The 18,105-nt window shown below is 55.0% G+C and carries 18 protein-coding genes and 1 pseudogene; 6 read left to right on the forward strand and 13 right to left on the reverse strand.

Annotated features, from left to right (window positions below; translation table 11 throughout):
* Positions 1-82 precede the first annotated feature (82 nt).
* The 11 genes from AC2FH2_RS13025 to AC2FH2_RS13075 all read right to left on the reverse strand — a co-directional run bounded on the left by AC2FH2_RS13025 (position 83) and on the right by AC2FH2_RS13075 (position 9,092).
* On the reverse strand, positions 83-1,174 hold the full coding sequence (locus AC2FH2_RS13025) for an alpha-hydroxy acid oxidase (RefSeq protein ID WP_281973198.1): 1,092 nt from the start codon (positions 1,172-1,174) through the stop codon (positions 83-85).
* Positions 1,174-1,728, reverse strand: a complete 555-nt coding sequence (gene comE / locus AC2FH2_RS13030; protein ID WP_142637717.1) for a sulfopyruvate decarboxylase subunit beta — start codon at positions 1,726-1,728, stop codon at positions 1,174-1,176. Before comE ends, AC2FH2_RS13025 begins: the two co-directional genes overlap by 1 nt.
* Positions 1,725-2,231 (reverse strand): sulfopyruvate decarboxylase subunit alpha, encoded by a 507-nt coding sequence (gene comD, locus AC2FH2_RS13035; protein ID WP_142637714.1) that lies wholly within the window; start codon positions 2,229-2,231, stop codon positions 1,725-1,727. The genes comE and comD overlap by 4 nt, the downstream gene beginning before the upstream one ends.
* Before the next feature lie 40 nt (positions 2,232-2,271).
* Complete coding sequence (locus AC2FH2_RS13040) at positions 2,272-2,685, reverse strand: universal stress protein (protein WP_282027722.1); 414 nt, start codon at positions 2,683-2,685, stop codon at positions 2,272-2,274.
* A gap of 33 nt (positions 2,686-2,718) precedes the next feature.
* The gene (locus AC2FH2_RS13045; RefSeq protein ID WP_496823865.1) at positions 2,719-3,699 is read right to left on the reverse strand and encodes a zinc-dependent alcohol dehydrogenase; all 981 of its coding nucleotides are present in this window, start codon (positions 3,697-3,699) and stop codon (positions 2,719-2,721) included.
* Entirely contained in the window at positions 3,696-4,457 is a 762-nt protein-coding gene (locus tag AC2FH2_RS13050) for an SDR family NAD(P)-dependent oxidoreductase (protein WP_496823867.1), read from the reverse strand. Before AC2FH2_RS13050 ends, AC2FH2_RS13045 begins: the two co-directional genes overlap by 4 nt.
* Entirely contained in the window at positions 4,450-5,757 is a 1,308-nt protein-coding gene (gene hisD, locus AC2FH2_RS13055; protein WP_142637705.1) for a histidinol dehydrogenase, read from the reverse strand. Before hisD ends, AC2FH2_RS13050 begins: the two co-directional genes overlap by 8 nt.
* Before the next feature lie 12 nt (positions 5,758-5,769).
* Positions 5,770-7,098 carry a TRAP transporter large permease gene (locus tag AC2FH2_RS13060; protein WP_142637703.1) on the reverse strand — a complete coding sequence of 443 codons (1,329 nt, stop codon included), beginning with the start codon at positions 7,096-7,098 and terminating at the stop codon, positions 5,770-5,772.
* Positions 7,099-7,110: 12 nt separating this feature from the next.
* Entirely contained in the window at positions 7,111-7,623 is a 513-nt protein-coding gene (locus tag AC2FH2_RS13065; RefSeq protein WP_496823869.1) for a TRAP transporter small permease, read from the reverse strand.
* 113 nt (positions 7,624-7,736) lie between these two features.
* Positions 7,737-8,885, reverse strand: a complete 1,149-nt coding sequence (locus AC2FH2_RS13070) for a TRAP transporter substrate-binding protein (protein WP_271949927.1) — start codon at positions 8,883-8,885, stop codon at positions 7,737-7,739.
* A gap of 21 nt (positions 8,886-8,906) precedes the next feature.
* A complete protein-coding gene (locus tag AC2FH2_RS13075) occupies positions 8,907-9,092 on the reverse strand; it encodes a hypothetical protein (RefSeq protein ID WP_142637697.1) in 186 nt (61 codons plus the stop codon).
* A gap of 288 nt (positions 9,093-9,380) precedes the next feature.
* Here AC2FH2_RS13075 and AC2FH2_RS13080 point away from each other — a divergent pair, with 288 nt between their 5' ends.
* Both AC2FH2_RS13080 and AC2FH2_RS13085 read left to right on the forward strand, forming a co-directional pair.
* Positions 9,381-9,599, forward strand: coding sequence for a hypothetical protein (locus AC2FH2_RS13080; protein WP_271949923.1), 219 nt, complete (start codon positions 9,381-9,383; stop codon positions 9,597-9,599).
* A 571-nt stretch (positions 9,600-10,170) separates the two neighbouring features.
* Positions 10,171-11,010 carry a DMT family transporter gene (locus tag AC2FH2_RS13085; RefSeq protein ID WP_496823871.1) on the forward strand — a complete coding sequence of 280 codons (840 nt, stop codon included), beginning with the start codon at positions 10,171-10,173 and terminating at the stop codon, positions 11,008-11,010.
* Between the two features lie 49 nt (positions 11,011-11,059).
* On the opposite strand, the pseudogene AC2FH2_RS13090 reads toward AC2FH2_RS13085, so the two are convergent.
* A pseudogene (locus AC2FH2_RS13090) lies at positions 11,060-11,320 on the reverse strand (transposase); the annotation flags it as partial.
* 156 nt (positions 11,321-11,476) lie between these two features.
* Between AC2FH2_RS13090 and AC2FH2_RS13095 the strand changes: the two are divergent.
* The 3 genes from AC2FH2_RS13095 to AC2FH2_RS13105 all read left to right on the forward strand — a co-directional run bounded on the left by AC2FH2_RS13095 (position 11,477) and on the right by AC2FH2_RS13105 (position 15,861).
* Entirely contained in the window at positions 11,477-12,595 is a 1,119-nt protein-coding gene (locus tag AC2FH2_RS13095; protein WP_496710558.1) for a putative 2-aminoethylphosphonate ABC transporter substrate-binding protein, read from the forward strand.
* A gap of 132 nt (positions 12,596-12,727) precedes the next feature.
* Positions 12,728-13,843, forward strand: a complete 1,116-nt coding sequence (locus tag AC2FH2_RS13100; protein ID WP_281973207.1) for a putative 2-aminoethylphosphonate ABC transporter ATP-binding protein — start codon at positions 12,728-12,730, stop codon at positions 13,841-13,843.
* The gene (locus AC2FH2_RS13105; protein ID WP_142637689.1) at positions 13,840-15,861 is read left to right on the forward strand and encodes a putative 2-aminoethylphosphonate ABC transporter permease subunit; all 2,022 of its coding nucleotides are present in this window, start codon (positions 13,840-13,842) and stop codon (positions 15,859-15,861) included. Before AC2FH2_RS13100 ends, AC2FH2_RS13105 begins: the two co-directional genes overlap by 4 nt.
* Positions 15,862-15,893: 32 nt before the next feature.
* Here the strand turns inward: AC2FH2_RS13105 and AC2FH2_RS13110 are convergent, their stop codons facing one another.
* Positions 15,894-16,784: a LysR substrate-binding domain-containing protein gene (locus tag AC2FH2_RS13110; RefSeq protein WP_496823873.1), complete on the reverse strand. Its 891-nt coding sequence runs from the start codon at positions 16,782-16,784 to the stop codon at positions 15,894-15,896.
* A 119-nt stretch (positions 16,785-16,903) separates the two neighbouring features.
* Here AC2FH2_RS13110 and AC2FH2_RS13115 point away from each other — a divergent pair, with 119 nt between their 5' ends.
* Positions 16,904-18,091 (forward strand): 2-aminoethylphosphonate--pyruvate transaminase, encoded by a 1,188-nt coding sequence (locus tag AC2FH2_RS13115; protein ID WP_281995490.1) that lies wholly within the window; start codon positions 16,904-16,906, stop codon positions 18,089-18,091.
* The last annotated feature ends 14 nt before the right edge of the window (positions 18,092-18,105 follow it).

Consider the following 18,105-nt stretch of genomic DNA (forward strand, 5'->3'; position numbering starts at 1 on the left):
CCGGGGCAAAATAATTCGTAGCGGCATCCGGATTGTTTGCGTTAGAGGCGTTACCGACGGCATTCACATTTGTTCAGTTGCTTCAGGTCAGTTTCGTCCGACCAACCTGAGCAAGTGCACTGGACAACTCTTCGCTGAGGATATTCCACAGTCTATGCAAACCTTCTTCGCCGGCCGCGGCGATGGCAAATTGCAATACGCGGCCAAAGAACACGTAATTTGCACTCTGATCGAGGGCTTTCAGAACATCTTCGCCAGATCGTAAGCCACTGTCGTAAAATAGTGGAAAATCCGCACCAACGCTGTCTCGTATCCGGCCCAGCGCGTGAACGGCAGCGGGTGCGCTTTCAAGTTGCCGTGCGCCATGATTTGATACTTGAATGGCGTCAACGCCTTCGGATTTCAGCTGCAGCGCATCCTCGGCGTTGGTCACGCCTTTTACTACCAGGTTGCCCTGCCACAAATCGCGCAGAGCCTTCAATGTTGTCCAAGTCGCCCTCGCGCGGCTTTCGGTGCGGTCGAACTCAAAGCCCGGCATCTCGAAATTTGCCATCTGCGGGCGACCTGCGGCAAGTGACATAAGCGACCATTGCGGGTGCAGGGCAAAGTCCAGAAATTGGCGGGGTCCGATACGGAATGGCATGGTAAAACCATGGCGCAACTCACGCGGTCGGCGACCAACCTCGGGCACGTCAACCGTGACGATCAGGGTGTCGTAACCGGCATCTTGCGCACGCTTTGCCAGCTTGAATGACCCCGTTCCGTCCCCGCTGAAATAAAGCTGGAACCACGCGTGCCCTTCGGCAACCTCGATCATTTTTTCCAGCGGGGTTGAGGCCACGGTCGAGACCCCCAAAGGCACGGATTCGCGCGCGGCCAACCGCGCTAGCATCAGATCGGCACCAGGTCTGGACAGGTTGCACATCCCCATCGGCGCAATGCCAAAGGGCCGCTTGGCAATCTTGCCAAACAGCGGCATGTCCAAAGACCGATGGCTGACATCTTTCAGTATCCGGGGTTCAAGGCAAATGCCATCCAGAGCAGCGCGGTTACGCGCAGCCCCCGTTTCTGACCCTGCGGCCCCATCGATATAGTCAAACACCATCCAAGGCAGACGTGCCTTGGCCAAACGCCGCGCATCCTCACTGGAATGAATTCGCGCGGCGCGGTTCATCAACCAGCCACTGCTTTCATAAAGCGATCCTTGATGATCACCGGGTCCATCGTGATGACCGGCATCTTGGCATTTCCACTGTCGCACTTCACGATCATGACGGTGCCAACCTGCGCGTCCATCGCCTCTTGCAATGCTTTCCCGGTATCAACATCCTGCACTTCAACGACATTGTCACATCCGGCCGCACGCGCCATGCCCGCCAAGTCGGTCTTGCGCCCGGTATAGGTCGGCTGATCACCGGTTGATCCATATGATCCATTGTCGATGATCATCAGGATAAAGTTCGGAGGCATATTGTTCCCAATGGTTGGCAAGGTGCCCAGATTGGTTAACACCGACCCGTCCCCATCGATAGAGATCACGGTTTTAGGCTGCGCCAGCGCCAGACCCAAGCCGATAGACGAAGCGAGGCCCATCGTGCCGAGCATGTAGAAATTCGTTGGTTGATCGTCGATGGCATGCAGTTCTTGGCTGGGGATGCCAATGTTGCAGACCACTAGTTGATCACGAAGTTGAGGTGCAATTTCCTTGAGGATTTCAGAACGGATCATTGGTCGCCATAGCCTCCCCAGAAATTGGCATCGGTCAGGATTGCCACGGGTTTGTTGCACATAAAGGTATACTTCAGGATCATATCCAGCTCTTCCACATCCTTCTGGTGATGGAAGTGGTAGGTGGGGATATTCATCTGCGCCAGCAGCGCCTTGGTATGCACCGCCATTTCCACCTGGCACGCCACAGGTTCGCGCAGCTCTCCGCGGTAGCTGATCAACATCGGCAGCGGCATCCGGTAATACTGGATCAACGTCGCAAGAGTGTTGATCGTCACCCCAATGGCTGTGTTCTGCATGATGATCGCAGGGCGTTTTCCACCCATCCACGCACCGGCACACAGGCCCATGCCCTCGTCTTCCTTGTTCGACGGAATATGGAAGATATCGGGGTGTTGGTCTATTTCCTCGATAACGCCCGCAAGCTGTTTGCAGGGCACCGTCGTCACGAACGAGATGTCATTCGCGACAAGATCATCGGTGATCTTCTTGTCTATGTTCATGTTGCAGAAGGGCCTTTCTTGAAAGGAGAGGAGAGCGTCATCAAGAGGACGCGCGATGCACATGGACGGCACAGCCTGCGTGCCGCACGACGCGAGCAGCTGTGGAGCCCAGGAAATAATCTCTCAGACCAGGTTTGTGGGATCCAAGCACGATGCAGTCGATGCCATGCGCCTCGGAATAGTCGATGATAGTGCGGGCCGAATGCCCTTTTACAATCACAGGCGTGACACCGGGATGTCCAGACAATTTGCCCTCAAGATCAGCACGCGCTTTTTCAAACCCGGCGGCAACCATCTCTTCGTCCAGATATGCACTGACAGAGCCTTGGGGCGCCTCATGAACGTGAAGGGCGAAGATCTGGGCATCCTTTGCACTCAGCGCGTTGGCTATCTCAAGTGTATGAGTCGACACGCCATGGTCCAGCGCCATCGGGACGAGGATTTTATAGTACATGAAGTGTCTCCATTTGGTTGGTGATCATAAGTGTCAGGCCCACGGATCGAGGATGATCTTGGGGGCTGCAACCGCTCCCGATCGTAGATCGGCAAATGCCTGCGGTCCATCATTCAGGCTGCGATGTTCTGCCCAGTCTAGCGGGCCAAGCGCGCCATCGAAAAGCGCGCTGCAGGTATCCCGGAAGTCCTCCGGTGTGTAGGTATAGGTTCCGATGAACGTCACCTCTTGCAAGGTCATCCGCCGGATATCGAGGCCGCCCGTGTCTTCGCCCAGGCCGATATGGACGATGACGCCCCCCGGTTCAGCCATGGCAGAAGCTGCGGCGCGTGTTGCCGCGTATCCGACGGCGTCGACCACGATGCCGTACTGCCCTGCCCCTGCGGGTACAGATTTCACTAGGCATTGATCTTCCAGGAATGTGCGTCGCTTGTCGCTTGGTTCAGCAACAGTTACGTCATCGACCCCCTGCGCCTTGAGGGCAAGGGCCGCGGCAAGACCAATAGCCCCGCCCCCCAGTACAAGCGCGGTGCGGCTGGCACCCGGATCAAGCCCCGTCAGCCCCAACCGTATGGAATGCCAACTGACGGCCAGAGGTTCGGCCAGTGCAGCCTTTTGCAACGGAACATGATCTGGCACCACGATAAGATTGCTGCCTTGCATTGCCACATATTGAGCAAAGGCCCCTTCGCGCGGCGGCATGGAGATGATCATACGGTCCGGGCACAGGTTATCTCGGCCCGTCTGACACGCGGGACAAGTGCCACAGCTGACCAGCGGATTGATCGTGACCCGTTCGCCGTCACGCGCGCCGCCCTCAATCACACCCGCAGCCTCATGGCCCAGAATCAAGGGCGCAGGACGCCTGTCGTCATGGCCGAGGTAGGCGTGCATGTCCGACCCGCAGATGCCCGAGGCCTCGATACGAACCAGCGACTGGCCCTGGCCGACCGTCGGGTTAGGGACTTCGCGCACACCAAGCGTTTCGACACCTTCGTAGACCAACGCTTTCATTTTGCTGTGAACCCTCCGTCGACCATCAAGGTTTGTCCGGTCACGTAACCGGACGCGTCCGAGCAGAGAAACAGCATGGGGCCGTCCATGTCTTCCAAACGGCCATTGCGTCCGATGCAGGTCTGGACGGCATTGCGCGTGGCTCGGTTCGGATCGGCAAAGACGGCCTCGGTCAGTTCTGTCGGAAAAAACCCAGGCCCAATCGCATTGGCTGTGATGCCATAGGTCGACCACGCCTCGGCCATAGCGCGGGTCAGTTGGGCAATGCCCGCCTTGGTCGTCCCATAGGCGATGCCACCGGGAAAAGCGCGCGTGGTTTGGAGCGAGGCAAAATTCACGATCCGCCCCCACCCCTTGGCCTTCATCGCGGGCACCAGCGCCTGGCTCAGGAAAAACGGGGCCGAGATGTTCAGCGCCACGGTCTGGTCCCAACCTTCTGGTGTCACGTCATCCGCCGTCTGACGGGTGTTGATGCCCGCGGCGTGCACAATGATGTCTGGCGCTCCGAACGGTGCGCTGACCGCTTCTACCAAGTTTGAGAGTGCATCACGGTCGGCGACATCCGCTGCAACGTAGTCCACATCTTTGCCGACCTCGTTTTGCAAGCGCTGCAGTGCGTCTTCGCGACGGGCTACGCCCACCACGCGGGCCCCGGCGCTTGCCAGTGCGATGACCGCACGCCGCCCGAGGCCGGAGCTGGCGCCGGTTACACAGGCCACACGGCCAGTCAGGTCAAACAGAGATCGTGGGTCAGCCATTTGCAGTCAGGTCGAACGCTTCATCCGGGAAATACTTGGCCAGACGAACATCCGCAGCACGGGCGTGCCCCTCCATCCCTTCAAGGCGGGAAATGCGCGCTGTGGCTTCGGCAACCTGCTTGGCACCCTCGCGTGTTGCACGCTGCCATGTGACAATCTTCATGTATTTGTGGACTGACAAACCGCCAGTATAGTTGGCGGCCCCTGACGTTGGCAGCACATGATTGGTACCCGTCGCTTTGTCACCATAGGAAACGGTCGTCTCTTCCCCAAGGAACAGCGAGCCGTAACATGTGAGCCGCTCAAGCCACCAATCCAGATCTTCGGCCTGCACTGTCAGGTGTTCGGGCGCGTAATCATCGGAGCAAACAGCCATTTCTTCGCGATCTGAGCATACGATCACTTCGGCATAGTCACGCCAAGCGGCAAAGGCGTTGTCGCGGTTCACCTCGGGCAGATCATCAATCAGGGCAGGCACAAGCTCCATCACCTTTTCGGCCAACACCCGGTCATCTGTGACCAGCCAAACAGGCGAGTTGTAGCCATGTTCGGCCTGACTTACCAAATCCGTTGCCACGATATGCGGATCAGCTGTTGCATCTGCAAGGATCAAACTGTCCGTTGGGCCCGCGATCATGTCGATCCCGACACGGCCAAAAAGAATGCGCTTGGCTTCTGCAACAAACTGATTGCCGGGGCCCACGAGGATGTTGGCTTTGGGCAGGCCAAACAGTCCGAACGTCATTGCAGCCACACCCTGAACGCCACCAAGTGCCATAATCTTGTCCGCGCCACACAGGTTCGCGGCATAAATGATGGCCGGGGCAACTCCTACACCGGGACGGGGTGGCGAACAGGCGGTAATGTGGCGACAACCTGCAACTTTGGCCGTTGTCACAGTCATGATGGCCGAAGCAATGTGGCTATAGCGACCGCCGGGCACATAACAGCCCGCCGCATCAACAGGGATAGCCTTTTGCCCCGCAATCATGCCCGGTACGATTTCAACCTCGACATCGGATACTGTGGCCTTTTGCGCCTCGGCAAACCGTTTGACGTTGTCATGCGCAAACCGGATGTCCGCTTTCAGCCTCTCCGGCACAAGCGCTCCTGCCGCCTCGATTTCTTCGGCAGTCAAAAGGACATTGCCCTCGTACTGATCGAACTTGGCGGCGTATTCCATAGCCTTTGCATCTCCGCCTGCCTCAATATCAGCCAGAATTGTCCTGACCGTCTCGTGGACTTCGGAAGCATCCGATTTAGCGGTTAGGGTCGCTTTTTTCAGGTATTCACGTTTCATCTTAGCGAGGTCCTACTTGTAGATTTCGGGCAAGAACGTAGTCGAAATCGCTGGCATATAAGCAATCAGCAACACAACCAAGAACATGCAAAGAACAAAGGGAACGGCACGGGCGGCAATCTTGAGGATGGATTCCCCGGTTATGCCAGACACCACGAACAGGTTGAGCCCCAATGGCGGCGTGATGAAGCCTACGCCAAGAGCTGTGATCATCATGATGCAGAACTGTATCTCGTTCATGCCGATGTTGTCCGCGAGTGGTTTCAGGATAGGCGCAAGGATCACGATATTCGGCGTGGTTTCCATAACGCAACCGGCGGCGATCAGGATTCCGATCATCAGCAGGATCAGTAACCATGGTTCATCCGTCAGCCCGGTCACCGATGTCACAAAACCTTGCGGAACGCCCATGATGGCCAGCGCTTCGGCCAGGGGAGCCGAGAAAGCGATTATGGGAAGAATGACGCCGTTCACCTTTGCCGAACTGACCAGCATGGCGGGAAAATCCGCAAGGGACAGCGTCCGCAGAATAAAGCCCATGATGATTGTCACAACGACCGCCGTTGCACCCGCTTCTGTTGGTGTCAGGCGGCCCGAGAATATGCCGTAAAAGATGATACCCGGCACGATAAACGCATACCAACCGGATTTTAGAGCACGGCCCAGATTACCCAACCATTCGGCCATCGTCATCTGTCCGCCACCTTCATAGGCGTAGATGCGGTTCACGATCAGGTTCGTAATCAGGATCGACAACAGGATCGCGATCCCCGGGATCAAGGCCGCAAGGAACAAGGTCGATGCGGATATCCCGAGCACAAGGCCGATGATGATATAGGCGATCGACGGTGGGATCAGAATGCCGGTACAGGCGCCCGCCGCCACCAGAGCGCAGGCATAGGGGCGCGGATAGCCGCTTTCGACCAAGCGTGCGATAGTCATACGTCCGACCGCGGCAGCACCAGCTGCGTCCGATCCCGAAATGGCCGCAAACATGCCACAGACAAGAACCGTGGCAGACCCGAAACCACCCTTGGTGAAACACGTCAATGCCTCGGCAACATCAAGGAATTTTCGACTGAGCCCGGTTCGGACCAGCACGTCCCCTGTCAGGATAAACAGCGGCACCGCGGTCAGCGCAAAGGCATCAATGCCGGTGAACAGCTTTTCGCCAACAAGGCTCAAGGGAAGGTCGCCGGACATGACCAACATCAGGATCGCCGAGGTCCCGATGGCGGCCCAAACCGGAACCGCCAGTGCAATCAGCGAGACGAATATGATAACGGGGAGATAGAAATCCCAACCCAGCTCGACGGTTTGATCAAAGGTTTGCCAAAGCATTCAAATCATCCCTCAATCAAAGAGTGTGTCGCCCTCAAAAACGGGTTTGCCCGTTCTGAGGGAATGGATGTCGCGCAGTAGTGATTGAATCAGCCGCAATATGATCAGGCCGAACCCCAATGGAACCGCCATCAGGAACCATACTTTGGAAATGCGCAGCCCGTCCGTGACCGACCCGAATTTGGCTGACACATGCACGGCTTCGTAGGACCAATAGAGGGCAATCACAGCAACACCGAACATCACCAGGTCGCCAAAGATAAACAGCAAAGCCTTCGGACGCGGCCCAAGGTAGTGCATCAGCACGTCAATGCGGATATGCGCGCGCTCTTTCACTGCAGCCGCAGCACCAATCCATGCGAGATAGATGAAGGAGTACCGCACAATTTCTTCGCCCCAGATCGAGGAAAAAGAGAATATTTCCCGGCGCAGCACCTCGATCGCCATGGTGATGACAAGCATCACGTAGAAGACCAGAAGCAACCAGCGCTCGGCGTCTCTATCAATTCGGCGCAAAAAGCTCATGTGAGAACCTGCTGATTTGCCTAGCAAAACGCACCGCGCTGACGCGTTTGGTTTTTACTGAGGCGGGAAAGATTGGTGATCGGGCGCGCGTGGAGGCACGCCCGACCCGACTGTTAAGCGTCATGCACGTAGTACTTGCCTTGGGTACCTGCGGCTTCTTCCATCTTGGCGAAGTTGTCCATGGACCCGGCCAGATCGATCTTGAACTCGTCCCATTCGGACCGTTGGTAGCCACCAGCGGCTTTCCATTCGGCCAGTTGCTCTTCGCTGAGCGAGTGGAATTCGACACCTGCTTTGATCAGTTCGGCCATAGCGTAGGCGCGGGCCGATGGCACTTTGGCAAGGTTCTGGTGCGAGGTCATCTCGGACCCCCACATGATCCCTTCCTGCACGTCGGCGGGCATTGAGTTAAACCATTCCAGGTTGCACGAATAAACTTGGCTGTCTGGCACGGCCTGGGTGAAAGTCACATGGCTCAGGATATCTTTGAAACCAAAGACTTCGAGCGCACCCACGGACGGGTCAAGCGCGTCAGCGACGCCCTGTTTGATCGCAGACGGGGTTTCTCCCCAGGCCACAGGCGTCGGATTTGCACCAACCATGCGGTAGTATTGCTGCAGCATCTTCGAGCCGGGAACGCGGAACTTGACGCCGGACAGGTCGCCAGGTGTCAGGACCGGTCCGGGGCCACCCTTGCGGATGGCAACTACACGGGGGTCGATGTTGATATAAAACAGCGCCTTGAAGCCGTTTTCTTCGACCTTCGGCTCAACCGAGTCTTTCCAGAACTGCGAGTTGACGAGGTTTGTGAAACGCTGGTTCGACCCGCACAGATACGGCATGTTGATCAGGTCAACGGTCGAGGCAAATGGCGCGAAGTTCGAAAGCGAATGCTGTGCTGCCTGAATTGTGCCACCCTGCACCGCCTGCACCAGCGCGCCGCCTGCACCCAGCTGACCGCCAGGCGCGAGTTTGACATAGACCTTGCCGTTGGTCGCGTTCTGGATGTTTTCCTTCAGGTCCAGCTGCATGATTGGATAACCACGCGACGCACCGACCGGATAGGCAGTTGCCAGAACCATGATATGGTCCGCGGCAGCCTCACGGTCGCGCTCTTCGCTGGCACTTTGCGCTGCAGCTTCAGTTGACCACAACGTCCCCGCAGCACCGGCTACCATGGCCGCCGTGAAGCCGCCTGTTGCCGTCAATTTCAGAAAATTTCGGCGTGCTGCCGACGCAAGGTCCTTGCGATCTTTGTCCATTATGTTTCCTCCCAGAAATCCTTAGCTGCCGTTCTTTTTGTTTCGGTCAGCCTCTTTTTGAAGAATGGCGACGACAAACAATATCGACGCGGCAAACAGAACCAGCATTTCGCCCACGTCCCCAAGGAATGCGCTTGCTGCAAAGGCCCCCAGAGCGACGTTGGCGAAGTAGATGACAAAGACGATCAGCGAGGCGGTAAGGAACATAAAACAGGATCCGAAAAGGTTGCAGTTCTGAGCGACACTGTAAGCGCTTACATTTGATTCGTGCAAGCGCTTACATTCGAGGCACATTTTTTGGCGCTCTCGGCGATTGCGGAAAGGAAGACCCAAGCAGCGACCAAAGTATTACTATTGTGCTCGGATACATTCCAAAAATTCATCATGTTAGCCAAGTCGCCGTACAACAAGAACGGTAGGCCGGGTTCCGCACCGCTGCATCAGCCGATGCGCGGGATATCAAAAGCCCCGACCGTGAACTTATGGAGAAAATCAATGAATGAGATGACCAATCTGCAGGCGGTAACGAGTATCTCGCCCCCTGCATCCCGTTATGACAATTTGATCGGAGGCGACTTTTGCAAGCCAAAGGCAGGCCGGTATTTTGACAATCTAAGCCCGATTCCCGTCCAGCCCATTGGCCAGATCGCACGGTCTGATGCTTCAGACGTTGAGGCCGCGCTGGACCCAGCGCATTCGACTGCCGATACCTGAGGTTCGACCAGCGTGACCGAGCGTGCGAATGTTCTCACGCGGATAGTGCAAAAGCTGGCAGACAATCTGGAGCTGCTGGCTATTGCGTGGCCCTGAATCCGGCCAAGCAACGCCAACGACAATCATGGTGTTCTGTGAACTGATCGCGGATATCCTGCCTGCTGGCGTGTTGAATATGGTTAACGGATTTGGCCTTGAGGCGGGTATAGAGCCCTGCGGCGTTCAATTCGCAAATAATACGTTTTCTTCAATTCTGATTGAATTCTCTCAAGACACGGAAGCCGGACAGTTTTGACCGCCAATCAATGCCTAACCTCGTTACGAACCATGACGAACTCAAAGCCAAACTATATGGCAGAGCGGTTGGAGAAGGCTCATGCCATCGCCGAATTCACTGACCTGTAAATGACAGAAATTGCATTGGCCTGTGGATTTGTTTCCTGTACGACGCTTTCGCAGCGATACAAGCAAAGATTTAGTAGAACGCCAGTCGATCAGCGCATGAAGCAGAGCGCATAGAGGTGCAAAATCATATGTGTCTACAAGGCGTTTTCGCTGATTGCGACGAGCAATGACAGTACATGCGATCCTCATCGTACTGTTTGCGGCTTTCCTTCATGCGCTGTGGAATGCGGTCGTAAAGGGCGCGCCTGACAAGGCCATTATGTTGGGATTAATCTCGATCGGGCATGCCATACCTGCGCTTGCCGTGCTTCCTTTTACGGGCTTTCCAGTAATGGCTGCAATTCCATACATTATTGGTTCCACCTTGATTCATTGGGGATACTACTGGTTTCTCAACACGGCCTACCGTTACGGCGATTTATCGGTGGTGTACCCCATATCGCGCGGGATAACGCCCATATTAGTGGCGTTGGGAGCGGTCTTTCTTGCCGGTGAATTCCTTCCTCGGGGCGCGTGGATCGGTATTGTCTGCATTTCGGCCGGCATCGGTTGCCTGTCTTTTGGCGGACTTGGAAAGGGCACGAACTGGGTAGGCATCGCGGCGGCATTCGGAACTGGTTTGATGATTGCTTCCTACTCTTTGGTTGACGGTATTGGCGTGAGACTGTCAGGGAATACGCTTGGATATATCACGGTATTGTTCGTGGCTGAGATCTTCGTGGCGGGGTTCATCTTCTCGACTCGATGGGAACGCCTCATCGCACTTCCAAAGAGATATGTCTGGTCAGGTTTAGCAGGAGGAATCATTTCCGGCTTAGCCTATGGTCTGGTGCTCTATGTTAAGAGTTTCGCGCCGTTGGGTGTTGTATCAGCGCTCCGAGAAAGTTCGGTCATCTTCGCTTCAATAATAGGTGTGATGTGGTTTGGTGAGGGTCCAAAATCCAACAGGCTCCTGGCGGCGATAATCGTGGCAGTTGGAATTGTGGTTCTGGCCCTAACAAGATGACGTACAAGTTGGACTAAGGAGAAGGAAGTTGCGGGATAACGAGTCCAAGGCGCAGGTCTTTAACTTCGGATAAGGTCGCCGCCCGTATCTTATAGCCCGCGAGGCGCTTCTTGCCAGCTTCAAGGAGTTCTTTGGACCAGCTATAGTACAGACTCTGAGCAATGCCTGCCCGGCAGCACAGCTCCGCAATGCTGTCTTCACCCTAGAGCCTGTCCAGAACGATCCTGATCTTCTCTTCCGCTGAATAGTGCTTGCGGGTAGCAGTATGTAGCCTCGGATTTCGTAGCCCACCGCCCGTTCGATGGGCCAATGCCGAAGCGCGCTGATTTGAACGAAACTCTTGGCTGACTGGTGCAGGGAGAGTTCCTATCTCATATCAATGGGGTATGACACTCAATTCCGAGCGCTAGGGCGGATTGCCTTACATAGGTTTTGCTTATGATGTGGAAGGTATAATCGATTTTTCTTGATCTATTTATCTGTCACACTGCCGGAGCATGGAACTGCAAATAAGCGCTGCTCAAGAATGGCGTTCCCGAGAATAATCAACCGACAGAGGATCACGATGAAACATAAGACCAAATTTCTTGCAGCCCTGGCCGTAAGCTCCTTGACTGCTACAGTTGCGTTATCTGAAACCGAATTGACAGTTTACACAGCCGTCGAAGCTGAAGACCTGGCGCGCTACGCTGAGACGTTCAATGCGAGCAATCCGGACATCAAAATCAACTGGGTGCGGGATTCGACCGGGATCATCACCGCCAAACTGTTGGCCGAGAGGGACAACCCTCAGGCAGACGTCGTGTGGGGTCTCGCAGCCACTTCGCTGTTGTTGCTCAAGTCCGAAGGTATGCTGGAGCCTTACGCGCCTGCGGGTGTTGGCGACCTAGACGCGAAATTTGTCGATGGCGACAATCCTCCGGCGTGGGTTGGCATGGACGCTTGGGTTGCGGCAGTTTGCTACAATACCGTCGAGGCCGAGAAGGCGGGACTGAAGCCACCAACTTCGTGGAAGGATCTTACAGACCCCATGTATAAGGATCAGGTGATCATGCCAAATCCGAACTCGTCGGGCACTGGTTTCCTTGATGTTTCAAGTTGGCTGCAGATGTTCGGCGAAGAAGGCGGCTGGGAGTACATGGACGGATTGCACGAGAACATCGCGCGATATACCCACTCTGGTTCAAAGCCGTGCAAACTGGCTGCTGCAGGTGAGATCCCGATTGGCATCTCTTTTGCTTTCCGTGGTGCTAAGTCGAAAGCTGATGGTGCGCCGCTTGAGATCATTGTCCCGTCAGAAGGTGTCGGCTGGGACATGGAAGCGACCGCTATTGTTGCCGGTACTGCAAATCTCGAAGCCGCGCAGAAACTGGTTGATTTCACCGTCACCAAGGAAGCCAACGAGATGTACAACACAGGGTACGCCGTTGTCGCCTATCCTGGCGTCGCAAAACCGGTCGAGCACTTCCCTGAAGGTCTTCTGGATGCGATGATCGATAACGACTTTGAATTTGCCGCCAACAACCGCGCGGCGATACTGAAAGAATGGCAGTCTCGCTATGACGGGAAGTCTGAAGCGAAGTAAACCAACCTGCAGAAGAGGTGTAAGCACCTCTTCTGCACACCACTCTATTTTTCCAAACAACGCGACCAGCGCGCCCGGCTTCAACCGGCCCAGATCGGCCGTTCCCGAGGTGCAGATATGAGGACCGCTCCCGTGCTTCAGAAAACCCCACCCGGTGAACTGTATCTAAGCATCCAGAATTTGTGGAAGGCGTTCGGCAGCTTTCTTGCACTCAAGGACATATCCCTCGAAATCAACGAAGGCGAATTTGTCTGCTTTCTGGGGCCGTCGGGTTGCGGCAAAACAACCTTGCTCCGGGCGATTGCGGGTCTCGATCTGCAAACCAAGGGCACTGTCATGCAAGACGGCAAGGATGTGTCAAATCTGCCGCCGTCAGAGCGTGATTTCGGGATTGTGTTTCAGTCTTACGCCTTGTTCCCGAACCTGACGATCGAAAAGAACATTGCTTTCGGCTTGGAAAACACTGGTCGCAGCAAATCGGATATTGCCGTTCGTGTCAGCGAACTGCTTCATTTGGTTGGGTTGCCTGAACAAGGCAAAAAGTATCCTGCGCAATTGTCCGGTGGCCAGCAGCAGCGGATTGCGTTGGCCCGCGCCATTGCGACCAACCCCGGTCTCTTGTTGCTGGATGAGCCGCTTTCGGCATTGGACGCAAAGGTGCGCGTCCATCTACGTCACGAAATCAAAGAGCTGCAGCGCAAACTGGGTGTGACTACTGTGATGGTTACGCATGATCAGGAAGAAGCGCTGGCGATGGCGGACCGGATCGTGGTCATGAATCATGGGGTTATCGAGCAGGTGGGGTCACCTACAGAAATTTACCGAGAACCCGCAAACTTGTTCGTGGCAGACTTCATCGGGGAAATGAACCAGATCCAGTCTCAGGTCACCAAGGGTGGTCGATTGAGTGTCGGCGAAAAGACCTTTGCGTGCCTCAGCCACACGTTCAACGACGGAATGCCAGCGATTGCGGCGATCCGACCGGAGGATATCATCCCGCATGAGGCTGGTTATCTCGATACCGGCGGCAACAGGAATTGCATCGACGTCACTCTCGATGAAATGGAATTCCTCGGTTCATTCTGGCGATGCCGCTTAAGCAACGAGCGATTTGGATCTTCGGAACTGATCGCAGATTTTTCGATCAATGCCGTGCGCCGCCTAGAACTGGAAGAGGGTAGGACCATGGTGATTGAGCTGCCCGAAAACCGGCTAATGGCCTTCGATGTTCCGGAGACGGCAGCATGAGCGAGATTTCAACCAACCCGGGGACTCTTCCAGCCGGACCTGACATCAAACCCAAGCTCAGCAGGGATGACATCCTGATGCGCGGCAGCATGATCGTGATCGCACTCTATCTGGTCGCGACGTTGGTCCTGCCGCTTTACACGATGCTTTCCAAGTCATTCTCGACCTATCGGATGGAGTTGTCACAATACGAGTTTCAGGTCAGTGATGAAGCGGGGCAATTTGACGGAACCATCCTGTCAGCCGACACACTGAACGAACAAATCGGGGCTTTTTCAGGCACCGAACTGTCTACCGGCTCAGACGGGCGGCTATCGGTAACCGAGCTTTTTCCCGATTTCAGCTTTCGCAGTCCGGTCATGTACCAAATCCGTAACACAAGCGACACCGGGCGGTTTCTTGTCGGTTCTACGCTGCAAGACAATACGGATTGGGTCACGCTCGATTCCAATCAGTTCCGGCGGGTTCAGCTGAGGCCAGTTCAATCGCGAGGCTTGGAAAATTTCGTCAACTACTTCTCAACCCCGGCACTGTTCAATTCTATCAAGAACTCCCTTTGGATTTCTGTAATTAGCACCATTGTCACAGTAACTTTGGCGTTCTGGTTCGCTTATGCGCTGAACCGGAGTTGCATGCGGTTCAAGGGTGTGTTTCGTCTGATTGCGATGGCTCCGATCCTGGTGCCTTCGCTCTTGCCCGGGATCGCGCTGGTCTATCTGTTCGGCAATCAGGGCATGATAAAAGAGTTGCTGTTCGGCGCCAGTATCTATGGTCCGATTGGCATCGTGATAGGCTCGGTGTTCTTCACCTTCCCGCACGCCTTCCTGATCATTTCAACGGCGCTGGCGATCTCTGATGCACGACTATACGAAGCTGCAGTCAGCCTGCGTTCAACGCCGTGGCGTACTTTTTGGACGGTCACCGTTCCCGGCGCGCGATATGGTCTGATCTCGGCCGCTTTCGTTGTATTTAATCTGGTCATAACTGATTTTGGTCTGCCAAAAGTGATTGGAGGTCAGTTCAACGTTCTGGCGGTTGATATCTACAAGCAGGTGATCGGCCAGCAGAACTTTGAAATGGGTGCCGTAGTCTCGGTCGTTCTGGTGATCCCGGCAATCCTGGCGTTCGCGATCGACCGCATGGTGCAATCAAAGCAGGTTGCCTTATTGTCGGCCCGGTCGGTCCCGTACCAGCCAACCCCAAATCGAAAGGCAGATCGGTTCTTTCTAGTCTATTGCTGTCTGATCGGTTTGTTCATCGTTGGGCTGCTGGCTGTGTGCCAATTCGCGGCGCTAATCAAGTTTTGGCCCTACGACCTGAGCCTGAGCCTGAAGAACTACGATTTCAACAAGATGGATGGTGGCGGTTGGGGCTCCTACATTAACTCGATCAAGCTGGCGCTTTTGACGGCGGTGATCGGTACTTCAGTCGTCTTCTTTGGTGCTTATCTGGTTGAAAAGTCGAACGGGTTTAGAACAGGTCGATCGATCTTTCAGATGTTCGCGATGCTGCCAATGGCGATCCCGGGCATGGTACTGGGCCTGTCATACATCTTCTTCTTCAATAGCCCGTCTAATCCGCTGAACGGTATCTACGGAACAATGGCAATTTTGGTGATCTGTACGGTGACACACTTCTATACTGTGTCGCACCTGACGGCAGTGACAGCGCTCAAGCAGATGGACAGAGAATTCGAGTCGGTATCAGCCTCGCTCAAGCAACCGACGATGAAGTTGTTTGCCCGTGTCACGGTCCCTGTTTGCCTGCCAGCCGTGCTGGACATATCAATCTATCTGTTCGTAAACGCAATGACGACGGTATCTGCGGTTGTGTTCCTATACTCGCCCAAAACCACGTTGGCATCTATTGCAGTGCTAAACATGGACGATGCAGGCGATATTGCGCCGGCTGCCGCAATGGGGATGATGATCTTCTACACAAACGCCGCAGCGCGGATCATCCACCTGATTGCTTCCAAAGGCGTCCTCGGTCGCACGCAAGCCTGGCGAACCCGCTAACAAGAAAACCCATTTAGGCATCTCCCCACCGATCACTGATTGATGGGGTTTTGTTTTTCTTCTAGAACAGAATTGGCGAATTTCATGAAGGCGCGAATGGTCTTCACCTCACGCCGTTGGGAGAGATAGATCATACTTTCTCCCATTTGCAGGTCGACGTCTTGCAGCTTGATTTGTCTGAGACGGTCGTCGTGACCGTATTCTGCCTGGGACACGAACCCGATACCTGCACCTGATGCCACCAACTCTCTGACGGCCTCTCTTCCTTCGGCCACAATTGCCGGTTTCAGCGGCACCCCCCGTTTACTGGCTTCATCTTCGAGCTTTTGGCGTGTTTTTGATCCCTGTTCCCTGAAGATGAGAGGCAACTCCGCCAGCTCTGCGAGGGACAATGTAGGTTTTGAGGCGAGAAGCAAACTGCGGGCCGTGAATGCCACGATCTCGGTCGAACCGAGGCTAAGAACACTCATGTCCTTGCCGGGAGACACGCTGCCAACAACACCAATTTCTGCATTGTAAGATCTGAGCTCCTCCAAAATGTCCTCGGTGTTGCCAGCGCGGACGGTAATCGTAATGTTCGAATATTTTTCTCGGAACGGTCCCAGAAAGTCGGTCAAGTGGTGCGCGGAATCGGCAAGGATCCGCAGCTCGCCGTCGATCGCAGCCCTCGTTTCTGACAGATAGTCCTCGATCTGATCCTCGATCTCAAAATACTGCTTGGTGTACCGGTAAAGCTGCGTCCCCTCCGGGGTTAGGTTCACTCTTTTTCGCTCACGCTTGAACAACAACAAATCATGATCCTGCTCAAGTTTGCGAACTTGCTCTGAGATTGCTGGCTGCGTCAAAAAAAGCGCCTCTGCAGCACGCGAAAACCCACCATATTTGGCCACGAAATGAAAGGCTTTGAGCTGGCTATGTCGCATTTCAAACTCCTGAAGGTTCGAGCATAGGCTGAGCTTATAATTAGATTGATATTTGCAATTTCACATATAGCTGCGGTTGCTGCAACTGTGTCTTTGAAACGTTGATCTGGAGCTTGGTTATGACGTCTTCTTTTCCTCAAATTGAACAACCGCGTCTCGGCGAGCCCTATCTACTAACTCCTGGCCCCTTGACCACGTCATACGCCGTGAAAGAAGCCATGTTGAGGGATTGGGGAAGCTGGGATGATGACTTTCGGGGTATGACCCAGGAGTTGCGCTCCAGTCTTTTGGCATTGCTTGGCGAGGGCGCCGATGAGTTTGACTGCGTACCGATGCAGGGGAGCGGATCGTTTTCAGTAGAGGCAATGCTGGCTTCGTTCATTCCGCGCGATGGCAAGGCATTGGTGCTGGCCAATGGCGCTTACGGTCAGCGCTCGGCGCAAACGCTCGAGTATCTGGAACGCGATCATGTTGTTTTGGACAAGGGCGACTATCTGCCGCCGCGTGGCTCAGAAGTTGCCGAGATTCTGGCGAATGATTCCGCGATCACCCATGTCGTTGCTATCCACTGCGAAACAAGCTCGGGCATTCTGAATCCGGTAGAGGAAATATCGGAGGCGGTTTACGCCGCTGGTCGCAAGCTTCTTGTCGACTCAATGTCAGCCTTTGGTGCGATCGAGTTGAAGCCTACGGAAGTCCGCTATGAGGCAATGGTTTCGTCCGCCAACAAGTGTATTGAGGGTGTTCCGGGGTTTGGGTTCATAATCGCGCGCAAGAACGAGCTTGAGGATGCCAAGGGTAACAGTCATTCGCTGTCTCTGGACGTTCACGCGCAGTGGGCGCATATGAACAAAACCGGTCAATGGCGATTTACGCCGCCCACCCATGTGGTTGCCGCTTTCATCGAAGCCCTCAGGGCACATGCGGCTGAGGGCGGCGTTTCCGGTCGCGGAGCCCGATACACCAGCAACAGGGATGTTGTGGTCGCCGGCATGCGTGAGCTGGGTTTCGAAACTCTGCTCGACAATCGCTGGCTGAGCCCAATCATCGTAACATTCTTCTGCCCGGCCGATGAAAACTTTGTCTTTGATCAGTTCTACAATCTGATGAAAGAAAAAGGCTTCATCATTTACCCCGGCAAGTTGACCGTCGTCGACAGCTTCCGCGTTGGGTGCATCGGTCAGATGGACGACAAGGTTATGCGGAAAGTTGTAATTGCCGCAAAGGAAACTTTGGAAAAAATGGGTGTGTCGAGTGCCACACCCCCTCTCCAAGCTTTAGAAGAACGCGCCAAACTGGCCGCTTAAGGATCAAGGAACAA

Source organism: Ruegeria sp. YTSA105 (genome assembly GCF_059610225.1).

Coding starts and splice junctions, on each gene's coding strand:
- AC2FH2_RS13025 (WP_281973198.1), bottom strand. CDS start 1,174: ATGAACCGCGCCGCGCGAATTCATTCCAGTGAGGATGCGCGGCGTTTG.
- comE (WP_142637717.1), bottom strand. CDS start 1,728: ATGATCCGTTCTGAAATCCTCAAGGAAATTGCACCTCAACTTCGTGAT.
- comD (WP_142637714.1), bottom strand. CDS start 2,231: ATGAACATAGACAAGAAGATCACCGATGATCTTGTCGCGAATGACATC.
- AC2FH2_RS13040 (WP_282027722.1), bottom strand. CDS start 2,685: ATGTACTATAAAATCCTCGTCCCGATGGCGCTGGACCATGGCGTGTCG.
- AC2FH2_RS13045 (WP_496823865.1), bottom strand. CDS start 3,699: ATGAAAGCGTTGGTCTACGAAGGTGTCGAAACGCTTGGTGTGCGCGAA.
- AC2FH2_RS13050 (WP_496823867.1), bottom strand. CDS start 4,457: ATGGCTGACCCACGATCTCTGTTTGACCTGACTGGCCGTGTGGCCTGT.
- hisD (WP_142637705.1), bottom strand. CDS start 5,757: ATGAAACGTGAATACCTGAAAAAAGCGACCCTAACCGCTAAATCGGAT.
- AC2FH2_RS13060 (WP_142637703.1), bottom strand. CDS start 7,098: ATGCTTTGGCAAACCTTTGATCAAACCGTCGAGCTGGGTTGGGATTTC.
- AC2FH2_RS13065 (WP_496823869.1), bottom strand. CDS start 7,623: ATGAGCTTTTTGCGCCGAATTGATAGAGACGCCGAGCGCTGGTTGCTT.
- AC2FH2_RS13070 (WP_271949927.1), bottom strand. CDS start 8,885: ATGGACAAAGATCGCAAGGACCTTGCGTCGGCAGCACGCCGAAATTTT.
- AC2FH2_RS13075 (WP_142637697.1), bottom strand. CDS start 9,092: ATGTTCCTTACCGCCTCGCTGATCGTCTTTGTCATCTACTTCGCCAAC.
- AC2FH2_RS13080 (WP_271949923.1), top strand. CDS start 9,381: ATGAATGAGATGACCAATCTGCAGGCGGTAACGAGTATCTCGCCCCCT.
- AC2FH2_RS13085 (WP_496823871.1), top strand. CDS start 10,171: ATGACAGTACATGCGATCCTCATCGTACTGTTTGCGGCTTTCCTTCAT.
- AC2FH2_RS13105 (WP_142637689.1), top strand. CDS start 13,840: ATGAGCGAGATTTCAACCAACCCGGGGACTCTTCCAGCCGGACCTGAC.
- AC2FH2_RS13110 (WP_496823873.1), bottom strand. CDS start 16,784: ATGCGACATAGCCAGCTCAAAGCCTTTCATTTCGTGGCCAAATATGGT.
- AC2FH2_RS13115 (WP_281995490.1), top strand. CDS start 16,904: ATGACGTCTTCTTTTCCTCAAATTGAACAACCGCGTCTCGGCGAGCCC.